Annotated in this window: 9 protein-coding genes and 1 rRNA gene; 9 read left to right on the top strand and 1 reads right to left on the bottom strand. The window is 74.4% G+C overall.

All coding sequences use genetic code 11. From position 1 onward, the window contains the following. The first annotated feature begins 10 nt into the window (after window positions 1-10). The 9 genes from rrf to xerD all read left to right on the top strand — a co-directional run bounded on the left by rrf (window position 11) and on the right by xerD (window position 9,060). A 5S ribosomal RNA gene (rrf, locus tag ACTHLI_RS13190) occupies window positions 11-127 on the top strand. 360 nt (window positions 128-487) lie between these two features. After that, on the top strand, window positions 488-1,174 hold the full coding sequence (locus ACTHLI_RS13185; protein WP_440184461.1) for a hypothetical protein: 687 nt from the start codon (window positions 488-490) through the stop codon (window positions 1,172-1,174). A 40-nt stretch (window positions 1,175-1,214) separates the two neighbouring features. Beyond that, window positions 1,215-2,183 (top strand): HAD-IIA family hydrolase, encoded by a 969-nt coding sequence (locus tag ACTHLI_RS13180; protein WP_440184466.1) that lies wholly within the window; start codon window positions 1,215-1,217, stop codon window positions 2,181-2,183. Window positions 2,184-2,304: 121 nt separating this feature from the next. After that, window positions 2,305-3,141: a TlyA family RNA methyltransferase gene (locus tag ACTHLI_RS13175; protein ID WP_440184458.1), complete on the top strand. Its 837-nt coding sequence runs from the start codon at window positions 2,305-2,307 to the stop codon at window positions 3,139-3,141. After that, entirely contained in the window at window positions 3,138-4,049 is a 912-nt protein-coding gene (locus ACTHLI_RS13170) for an NAD kinase (RefSeq protein WP_440184456.1), read from the top strand. The genes ACTHLI_RS13175 and ACTHLI_RS13170 overlap by 4 nt, the downstream gene beginning before the upstream one ends. After that, window positions 4,028-5,767 carry a DNA repair protein RecN gene (recN, locus tag ACTHLI_RS13165; RefSeq protein WP_440184453.1) on the top strand — a complete coding sequence of 580 codons (1,740 nt, stop codon included), beginning with the start codon at window positions 4,028-4,030 and terminating at the stop codon, window positions 5,765-5,767. Before ACTHLI_RS13170 ends, recN begins: the two co-directional genes overlap by 22 nt. Window positions 5,768-5,832: 65 nt before the next feature. Further along, window positions 5,833-7,521, top strand: a complete 1,689-nt coding sequence (locus ACTHLI_RS13160) for a CTP synthase (protein WP_440184464.1) — start codon at window positions 5,833-5,835, stop codon at window positions 7,519-7,521. Further along, window positions 7,514-8,155 (top strand): NUDIX domain-containing protein, encoded by a 642-nt coding sequence (locus ACTHLI_RS13155; protein WP_440184450.1) that lies wholly within the window; start codon window positions 7,514-7,516, stop codon window positions 8,153-8,155. The genes ACTHLI_RS13160 and ACTHLI_RS13155 overlap by 8 nt, the downstream gene beginning before the upstream one ends. A 5-nt stretch (window positions 8,156-8,160) precedes the next feature. After that, window positions 8,161-9,060 carry a site-specific tyrosine recombinase XerD gene (xerD, locus tag ACTHLI_RS13150; protein ID WP_440184448.1) on the top strand — a complete coding sequence of 300 codons (900 nt, stop codon included), beginning with the start codon at window positions 8,161-8,163 and terminating at the stop codon, window positions 9,058-9,060. Here the strand turns inward: xerD and ACTHLI_RS13145 are convergent. Further along, window positions 9,030-9,647 (bottom strand): methyltransferase domain-containing protein, encoded by a 618-nt coding sequence (locus tag ACTHLI_RS13145; protein WP_440184445.1) that lies wholly within the window; start codon window positions 9,645-9,647, stop codon window positions 9,030-9,032. The two genes, xerD and ACTHLI_RS13145, sit on opposite strands and share 31 nt — an antisense overlap. Window positions 9,648-9,783 lie beyond the last annotated feature (136 nt).

Below are 9,783 nucleotides of genomic sequence, written 5' to 3'. Positions count from 1 at the left end.
TCCATAGTGTTTCGGCGGCCATAGCGAGAGGGAAACGCCCGGTCACATTCCGAACCCGGAAGCTAAGGCTCTCAGCGCCGATGGTACTGCGAGGGTGACCTCGTGGGAGAGTAGGACACCGCCGGACTTCTTTTGAAAAGGGGGAGGTCGCGCGCTCAGCGATGAGCGCGGGACCTTCCCCTTTTTGTTTGTCCGCTGACGACGAGGAGTGCACGTGAGCGACCAGGACGGCCGGCGCGCCGATCGGCCCCGCCGAGCAGGTCGGCACGACCGCGGCGACGGCGACGAGCGCGGTCCACGGCGGGACGGGGAGCGTCCCGTGCAGCGCGGCGGGCGGCGATCCACGGAGCGCGCAGGCCGTTCCTTCCCCTCGGATCGTCCCGCGCGGGACGGATCGCGGCGCGATCAGCGCCCCGCTCGCACGGACGACGCGGCCGGACATCGCACCGGAGGTCGCCACGTCGACGAGCCGGCGCTGCCCGACGACGTGAAGGCGACCGACCTCGACCGGGCCGCCCGCAGCGAGCTGCGGACCCTGTCCAAGGAGAACGCGGACACGGTCGCGCGCCACCTCGTCGCAGCAGCGCGGGTGATCGAGGACGACCCGGCCGAGGCGCTCCGGCACGCTTCGGCGGCCGCGCGTCGGGCCGGCCGTGTCGCGGTCGTGCGGGAGAGCGTGGCGATCGCGGCGTACGCGACCGGCGACTTCGCGCTCGCGCTGCGCGAGCTGCGCACCTTCCGTCGGATCTCCGGGTCCGACGACCAGATCGCGCTGATGGTCGACAGCGAGCGGGGCGTCGGTCGACCGGATCGCGCGCTGGAGACGGGCCGGGCGGTGGACCGCTCGGCGCTGCCTGTGGAGGCGCAGGTGGGGCTCGCGATCGCGATGTCCGGTGCACGGCTCGATCTCGGCGACGCGCGGGCCGCCCTGGACGAGCTCGAACGCGCGCCGCTCGACCTGCAGGTGGTCCACCTCTGGTCGCCGTCGCTCTTCGAGGCGTTCGCCACGGTGCACGAGGAGCTGGGCGACGAGGCCGAGGTGGTCCGCTGGCGCACGCGGGTCGCGAACGCGGAGCGGGTGCTGGCCGAGGTCGATGCGGAGCAGGACGCCGTGACGGTCGAGTCCGAGCCGCTCGAGGACGCGGCGGAGGACGCCGCCGAGAGCGAGCGCTGACCGGGTAGCGCGCCCGACGCCGCTCGGCGATGCCGACGTCCTGCTGCTCGACCTCGACGGGGTCGTCTATCGCGGCAGCGCCGCCGTGCCCCACGCCCCCGCGGCCCTCGACCAGGTCCGCGGGCGCGGCGTGCGCGTCGGATTCATCACGAACAACGCCTCCAGGACCGCCGAGACCGTCGCGGCGCAGCTGACCGAGCTGGGGGTGCCGGCCGGCGCCGACGACGTCGTGACGTCACCGCAGGCCGCGGTGCGGGTGCTCCGCGATCGGCTGCCGTCCGGCGCGCGGATCCTCGTGATCGGCGGCGTCGGTCTGCACTCGGTGGTGGCCGCGGCGGGATTCGAGGTCGTCGCCGGCACCGACGACGCGCCGGACGCCGTCGTGCAGGGCTTCTCGCCCGATCTGGGCTGGCGCGATCTCGCCGAGGCGGCCTTCGCGCTCGCCGACCCGGATCGGCTGTGGGTGGCGACGAACACGGACTGGACCATCCCGGTCGAGCGGGGCATCGCGCCCGGCAACGGGACGCTCGTCTCCGCGGTGCACTCGGCGGTGGGGCGCCTCCCGATCGTCGCAGGCAAGCCGGAGACCCCGCTCTTCGAGACCGCGGTCGAGCGGTTCGGCGCTGCGCGACCCTTCTTCGTCGGCGATCGCCTCGACACGGATGTGAAGGGGGCGAACGCCGCCGGCATGCCCTCGGCGCTCGTGCTGACCGGGATCGACGGCGTGAAGGAGCTCCTGGCCGCGCAGCCGGAATCCCGCCCCGACTTCGTCCTGGCCGACCTGCGCGGCCTGCTGGAGCCCTACCCCGAAGCGCGCCGACGCGGGGACGCCGTGCACGTCGGCCGTGCCGTCGCGCGGGTGCGCGGCGTCGAGCTCGAGCTGGTCCGGGCCGGCGAGCCCGCGGACACGGTCCGGGCCGTGGCGGAGGCCGTCTGGGGATCAGGGGTCGGGGTCTATGCGCTGCGCATCCCCGACGAGGTGCTGCGTCTCAGGGCGTCGTTACGCTGACGACCATGCGTGAGGACCTGACGACGCCGGGGCAGGTCGAGGCCCTGCCGCTCGACCAGCGAGCGGCCGCGTATCTGGCCGCGCAGGAGGCGCTCGAGGCGCGGTCCCAGCTGCCGGTCTCGTGACCGGCGTCCGGGGACCCGACGACGAGCGGGTCGACGTCGCGCTCGTCGCGCGCGGGCTCGCGCGATCCCGCTCGGCGGCGCAGACGGCCGTCGCAGCCGGTCGGGTGACGGTCGACGGCGTGGTGGTGCAGCGCGTGTCCCACCGTGTCGCTCCCGGCGCGGTCGTGGCGGTGGACCGGGGGACCGGATGGGTGGGCCGCGGCGCGGGCAAGCTCGACGCCGCGCTCGACGCCTTCGGGGTGACCGTCGAGGGCCGATCGGCGCTCGACCTCGGGGCCTCCACGGGCGGCTTCACGCAGGTGCTGCTCGAGCGCGGTGCACGATCGGTCGTCGCCCTCGACGTGGGGCACGATCAGCTGGTGCCCGAGCTCCGGGCTGATCCGCGCGTGGTGGTCGTCGAGGGGGAGAACGCACGGCTGCTCACCCGGGAGCGGCTCACCGACCTGTCCGGGTCCCCGGAGCCGCCCGAGGTCATCGTGGCGGACCTCTCGTTCATCTCGCTCACCTTGGTGCTGCCGGCGATCGCCGCGCTGACCTCGCCGTCGACCGATGTGGTCTGCCTGATCAAGCCGCAGTTCGAGGTGGGGCGCGGACGGGTGCGCGGCGGTCTGGTGCGGGACGCGGCCGACCGTGAGCGCGCGGTCCGCGCGGTCCTCGACACCGCCGCGACGGTGGGCCTGCGCACGGCGGGCCTCATCCCTTCCCCGGTGGTCGGGACGCACGGGAACCAGGAGGCGCTCGCCCACCTCCACCGCGTGCGCGGGAGCGATCCGTCAGAATGGACGACGTCGATCGGGCGCGCCGTGCGCCGGGACGCGGGGGAGGTCGCATGACGGAGCACCGCCACGTCCTGATCCTCGCGCACACCGGCCGGGAGGCGACGGTCGACGCTGCGGCGTCCGCGCTCGCGCTGCTCCGCGACGGCGGCGTGGTCCCGGTCCTGACCGAGGGCGAGCGCGACGACCTCGCGGCGCGGTGCGACGTGGCGGGCGCCGAGGTGCTCGGCGTCGATGTCGAGGTCGCCGACCTCGAGCTGGTCGTCGTGCTCGGCGGGGACGGCACGATCCTGCGCGCTGCGGAGCTCGTGCGCGGCTCGGCCGTCCCGCTGCTCGGCGTGAACATGGGCCACGTGGGCTTCCTCGCGGAGGCGGAGGCCGAGGACCTCGCGCACGTCATCGCCCGCGTGGTGGCCCGGCGCTGGGACGTCGAGGAGCGGCACACGATCGCGGTCCGCGTCTACGAGGACGACCGGCTCGTGCACGAGGACTGGGCGCTGAACGAGGCGGCGGTCGAGAAGGCCGCGCGGGAGCGCATGCTCGAGGTCGTGCTCGAGATCGACGGGCGGCCGCTGTCGTCATTCGGCTGCGACGGCATCGTGATCGCGACGCCCACCGGTTCCACCGCGTACGGCTTCTCGGCAGGGGGCCCGGTCGTCTGGCCCGCGCTCGACGCGATGCTCGTGGTCCCCCTGTCCGCGCACGCCCTGTTCGCGCGACCCCTCGTGGTGCCGCCCTCCTCCGCGGTCGCGGTCGAGGTGCTCCGGCGCACCCCGGCGAGCGGCGTGCTCTGGTGCGACGGGCGGCGCATGTGCGACCTCGCCGTGGGGGCGCGGGTCGAGGTCGGGCCCTCCGCCGAGCCGGTGCGCCTCGCCCGCATCCACTCCGAGGAGGACCGGTTCACCGATCGCCTCGTGCGCAAGTTCGACCTGCCGGTGAGCGGATGGCGAGGCCCGACGTCGTGAACGCGCCCCGGCCCGGCATCGAGGAGATCACGATCCGCGGCATCGGCGTCATCGAGGACGCGGTCCTGCCGCTCGGACCGGGGTTCACCGCGCTCACGGGCGAGACCGGTGCGGGCAAGACGATGGTCGTGACCGCGCTCGGCCTGCTGCTCGGCGGTCGCGCGGACTCGGGCGTGCTGCGCGCGGGCGCGGACCGCGCCGTCGCGGAGGCGCGGTGGGTCGTGCCGGAGCACGGACCCGTGGCCGATCGGGTCGACGAGGCCGGCGGTGAGCTCGAACCCGTCGGCGGCGGCGTCGCCGAGCTGCTCGTGTCGCGGACCCTGACCGCCGAGGGACGCAGCCGGGTCGCGGTCGCAGGGCGCTCGGTCCCGGTCGGGGTGCTGCAGGAGCTCGGGGAGGACCTCGTCGCCGTGCACGGCCAGTCCGAGCAGCTGCGGCTCAAGTCGCCGACGGCGCAGCGGGACCTGCTGGACCGGTTCGCCGGCGCCGAGCTCGCGTCCGTGCTCGAGCGGTACAGCGGTGTCCACCGCCGCTTCCTCGCGGATCGGGCGGAACTCGAACGGCTCACGGCCGAGCAGGAGGCGCGGAGCGCGGAGGCAGGTGAGCTGCGGTCCGCGCTCGCGGAGATCGAGGGCGTCGCCCCCCAGGCGGGCGAGGACGCCGAGCTGGCCGCGCTCGCCGAGCGCCTCGGTGCGCAGGACGAGCTCCGGGTCGCCGCCGCGACCGCGCACGAGGCGCTCTCCTCCGAGGACGTGGGCGCGCTCGACGCGTTGAGCCTCCTCGTGGAGGCCCGCCGCGCGCTCGAGCGCGCCGCGCCGCTCGACCCGCAGATCGCCGGGATCGCGGAGACCGTCGCCTCCGTGGCGTCGCTGGCGGCGGACGCCTCCGCTGAGCTCGCGAGCTATCTCGCCGCCCTCGACCCCGACGCGCCCGGCCGGCTGGAGGGCGTGCAGCAGCGCATCAACGAGCTCGCGGTGCTCGTGCGCCGCTACGGGCCCACGCTCGAGGACGTGCTCGCGTTCGCGGACCAGGGCGGACGGCGTCTGCTCGAGCTCGACGCGGACCCGGACCGGCTCGAGGGGCTCGCCGCACAGGTCGCCGAGGACGAGCGGCTCGCGGTCGAGCTCGCCGATCGCATGTCGGCGCTGCGACGGGATGCCGCCGACCGCCTCGGCGCCGCCGTCACGGCGGAGCTCGCGGACCTCGCGATGGGCACCGCGGCGGTGCTCGTGGACGTCACGAGCCGCGGCGATCTCACGTCCACCGGCCGGGACGCGGTGCAGCTGCTGCTGCAGGCGTACCCGGGTGCGGAGCCGCGGCCGATCGCGCGCGGTGCGTCGGGCGGGGAGCTCTCGCGGGTGATGCTCGCGCTCGAGGTCGTGCTGGCCGGCACCGATCCGGTGCCGACCTTCGTGTTCGACGAGGTGGACGCGGGGATCGGGGGCGCCGCCGCCACGGAGGTGGGGAAGCGGCTGGCGCGGCTCGCGACCACGTCGCAGGTGATCGCCGTCACCCACCTCGCGCAGGTCGCCGCGTTCGCCACGAACCACCTCAAGGTGCTGAAGGGGTCCGACGGGGGCGTCACCACCTCCACGGTGCAGCGGCTCGCCGGCGCGGAACGGGTCGCGGAGATGGCCCGGCTGCTCTCGGGCCTCACGACGAGCGAATCCGCGCTCGCGCACGCGCAGGAGCTGCTCGAGATGGCCGGCACCGCCTGAGGGTGGCCGCGCAGGGGGTCCGGGTGTCCATAAGATGGAATCCCGTGGTGGACACGGGGAGTTCGATGCCGGCCAAGACGACGAAGCACGTGTTCGTCACAGGAGGCGTGGTCTCCTCGCTCGGGAAGGGCCTGACGGCGGCGAGCCTCGGCAACCTCCTGAGCTCGCGCGGTCTGCGCGTCGTGATGCAGAAGCTCGACCCGTACCTGAACGTGGATCCGGGCACGATGAACCCGTTCCAGCACGGCGAGGTGTTCGTCACCGACGACGGCGCGGAGACCGACCTCGACATCGGCCACTACGAGCGCTTCCTCGACATCAACCTGAGCCAGTCGGCGAACGTCACGACCGGGCAGATCTACTCGTCCGTCATCGCGCGGGAGCGCCGCGGCGAGTACCTCGGCGACACCGTGCAGGTGATCCCGCACATCACCGACGAGATCAAGCGCCGGATGCGCCTCCAGGCCGCGGACGACCCGCAGCCCGACGTGATCATCACCGAGATCGGCGGCACCGTCGGCGACATCGAGAGCCAGCCGTTCCTCGAGTCCGCGCGGCAGGTCCGGCACGAGCTCGGGCGCCGCAACGTGTTCTTCGTCCACGTGTCGCTGGTGCCCTACCTCCCGACCTCCGGCGAGCAGAAGTCGAAGCCGACCCAGCACTCGGTGGCGGCGCTGCGCTCGATCGGCATCCAGCCGGACGCGCTCGTGCTGCGCTCGGACCGGCCGGTCACGGAGTCGAACCGCAAGAAGATCGCGCTGATGTGCGACGTGGACGAGGAGGCCGTGGTCAACGCGGTCGACGCGCCCTCGATCTACGACATCCCCGCGATGCTGCACGACCAGGGGCTCGACGACACGATCGTGGAGGCGCTCGGGCTCGAGGCAGGTGACGTCGACCTCACCCGCTGGAACACGGTGCTGCAGGCGGTGCACCAGCCGCGGCAGGAGGTGACGATCGGCCTGGTCGGCAAGTACATCGACCTGCCGGACGCGTACCTGTCGGTGACGGAGGCGCTGCGCGCGGGCGGGTTCGCCCAGCAGACGAAGGTCTCCCTCCGCTGGGTGCCGAGCGACGAGTGCGAGACGGCGGAAGGCGCCGCGCACCAGCTGGGCGACCTCGACGGCATCTGCATCCCCGGCGGGTTCGGGGTGCGGGGCATCGAGGGCAAGGTCGGCGCGCTCCGGTTCGCGCGCGAGAACGGCATCCCCGCGCTCGGCCTCTGCCTCGGCCTGCAGTGCATGGTGATCGAGTTCGCGCGGCACGAGGCGGACCTGCCCGACGCCTCATCGACCGAGTTCGACCCCGACACCCCGTTCCCGGTCATCGCGACGATGGCCGAGCAGGTCGCGATCATCGCCGGGGGCGACATGGGCGGCACGATGCGCCTCGGCCTGTACCGCGCGGACCTCGAGGAGGGCACCCTCGCGCGCGACCTCTACGGGCGGGCGGAGGTGAGCGAGCGGCACCGGCACCGGTACGAGGTGAACAACCACTACCGGGAGCGCCTCCAGCACGCGGGCCTCGTGTTCTCCGGGACCTCGCCGGACCACCGGCTCGTCGAGTTCGTCGAGCTGCCCCGCGACGTGCACCCGTTCTTCATCGGCACGCAGGCGCACCCGGAGCTGCGGTCCCGGCCGACGAACGCGCACCCGCTCTTCCGCGGGCTCGTGGCCGCGGCGCTCGAGCGCCAGCGCGCCTCCCGGCTCTTCGAGGACGCGTCGGTGGACGAGGAGGTGCCCACCGGTGCCTGAGCCGCTCGAGGACGTGCCGGAGTCGTACCGGCTGACCGACGACACCCTGCTGCACCACGGCCGCGTCTGGGACGTCGCGAGAGAGACCTTCGACTACCGGGGGACCGAGATCACCCGCGAGGTCATCCGGCATCCCGGCGCGGTGGCGATCCTCGCGCTGGACGACGAGGAGCGGGTGCTCCTGATCCGCCAGTACCGGCACCCGACCCGCGCGCGGGCGTGGGAGATCCCGGCCGGGCTGCTCGACATGGACGGCGAGGCGCCCCTCGCCGCCGCGCAGCGCGAGCTCGCGGAGGAGGCGGACCTCGCGGCGGAGCGCTGGAACGTGCTCGCGGACTTCCAGAACTCGCCGGGCGGCAGCGACGAGACGATCCGCGTCTACCTCGCGCGCGGCGTGTCGTCGGTGCCCGCGTTCGCGCGGCACGACGAGGAGGCCGACATCGAGACCCGGTGGGTGCCGCTCGACGACGTGGTCGACGCGGTCCTCGCGCGCCGGGTGCAGAGCCCGTCGCTCGTCGTCGGAGCGCTGGCCGCGGTCGCATCCCGGGCCCGGGATTGGGCGACCCGCGCGCCGGGCGCCGAGCCGTGGCTCCGGCACCCGGTCGCCGGCGGAGCGCCCTGGCACACCCGCTGACCACGATGGAGGTCGAGCGCGCGGTCGGACGGTTCCTCCGGCACGTCGCGGTCGAGCGGGGGCTCTCCGACAACACGCTCGCCGCGTACCGTCGCGATCTGGCACGGTACGCGGCCCACCTCGCGGACGCGGGCAGGGCGGATGTGGGCGAGGTCACCACGGCGGACGTCACGGCGTTCCTGCACCGCATCCGCGAGGAGGACGGGGCCGCGGCCTCCTCCGCGGCCCGGATGCTCTCCTCCGTGCGCGGGCTGCACCGGTTCCTCGCCGAGGACGGGCTCGTGCCGAGCGACGTCGCCCACGAGGTGGGTCCGCCGAAGCTGCCGATGCGGCTGCCGAAGGCGATCAGCATCGACGAGATGGCGCGGTTGATCGGGGCGACGGAGGGGGAGGAGCCGGTGCTCGTCCGCGACCGCGCGCTGCTCGAGCTCCTGTACGCGACGGGCACCCGGGTCAGCGAGGCGGTGCACCTCGACGTCGACGACCTCGCCACGGGCGAGCTCGTGCGTGTGCTCGGGAAGGGAGGCAAGCAGCGCCTCGTGCCGGTCGGGTCCTACGCTCGCGCGGCCGTCGACGCCTACCTCACGCGCGTGCGTCCGATGTGGGCGGCGAAGGGCGCCGCGACCCCCGCCCTGTTCCTGGGGCCGCGAGGGGCGCGGCTGTCGCGGCAGGGCGCATGGCTGGTCATCCAGGCGGCGGCGGAGCGCGCCGGCCTGACCGCGCACGTCTCACCGCACACGTTCCGGCACAGCTTCGCCACCCACCTCCTGCAGGGCGGGGCCGACGTGCGGGTCGTGCAGGAGCTCCTCGGTCACAGCTCGGTGGCGACGACGCAGCTGTACACGCTCGTCACCGCGGACGCGCTCCGCGACGTCTACACGACCGCGCACCCCCGGGCGCGCTGACCGACGGGGCGGGCGAGGACCTGGAGCCAGGGCTCGGTCCCGCCCTGGATGTGCTCGATCGCGAGCACCGCGAAGCCGGCCTGCTCCAGCGCGGCTCGGAGCGGCGCAGCCCGCCAGTACACGAAGCGGCGCGGGCGCCCGAGCTTGCGGTCGTGCCACTCCTCGCCGTCGCCCTCCTTGAGCGAGCAGGCGAACGCGCCGTGCGGGCGGAGGGCGGCCCGGATCCGCTGCAGCGCATCGGCGAGCTCGGCCCGGTCGAGGTGGAGGAGCACCGCGTTCACGAACACGCCGTCGACCTCCGGGATCGGATCGCGCCGGACGTCGAGATCGAGCACGTCGTGCCCCATGGCCCGGAGGCGCTCGGTGAACGCGGGCGTCGCGTCGCTGCGGAGCACGCGCAACCCGAACCCCTCCAGCCGGTCGGCATCGCGTCCCGGGCCGCTGCCGCGCGCGAGGACCGTGCCGCCCGCGCCGACGATCGCGGCGAAGCGGCGCTGCCACGCGAGCACCGGCTCCGGCGGCTCCCGATCGGCCGCGAGGTACGCATCCGCCCGCTCCTGGTACGCCCGGATCGTCGCGTCCTCCACGCGCCCATTCTTCGTGGTTGAGGGGTTGTGGGGGCGCGGGCGCCGGGCCACCAGGACGACGCAGGCGGCGCGGGGGCCCCCCAACCGGGGGGGGCCCGGGCGCGCCTGGGGGGGAGATCGAGCGAGACCCCCCCCG

Source organism: Amnibacterium sp., from assembly GCF_051956055.1.
In the GTDB taxonomy this organism is placed as follows: Bacteria; Actinomycetota; Actinomycetes; order Actinomycetales; family Microbacteriaceae; genus Amnibacterium.
Note: the sequence above shows the minus strand (reverse complement) of the source record. Positions and strands in the feature narration are given on the sequence as shown.

What these genes read in the sequence shown, in the direction of transcription:
- ACTHLI_RS13170 (WP_440184456.1), top strand. Translation starts at nt 3,138, where the DNA reads ATGACGGAGCACCGCCACGTCCTGATCCTCGCGCACACCGGCCGGGAG.
- recN (WP_440184453.1), top strand. Translation starts at nt 4,028, where the DNA reads ATGGCGAGGCCCGACGTCGTGAACGCGCCCCGGCCCGGCATCGAGGAG.
- ACTHLI_RS13160 (WP_440184464.1), top strand. Translation starts at nt 5,833, where the DNA reads ATGCCGGCCAAGACGACGAAGCACGTGTTCGTCACAGGAGGCGTGGTC.
- xerD (WP_440184448.1), top strand. Translation starts at nt 8,161, where the DNA reads ATGGAGGTCGAGCGCGCGGTCGGACGGTTCCTCCGGCACGTCGCGGTC.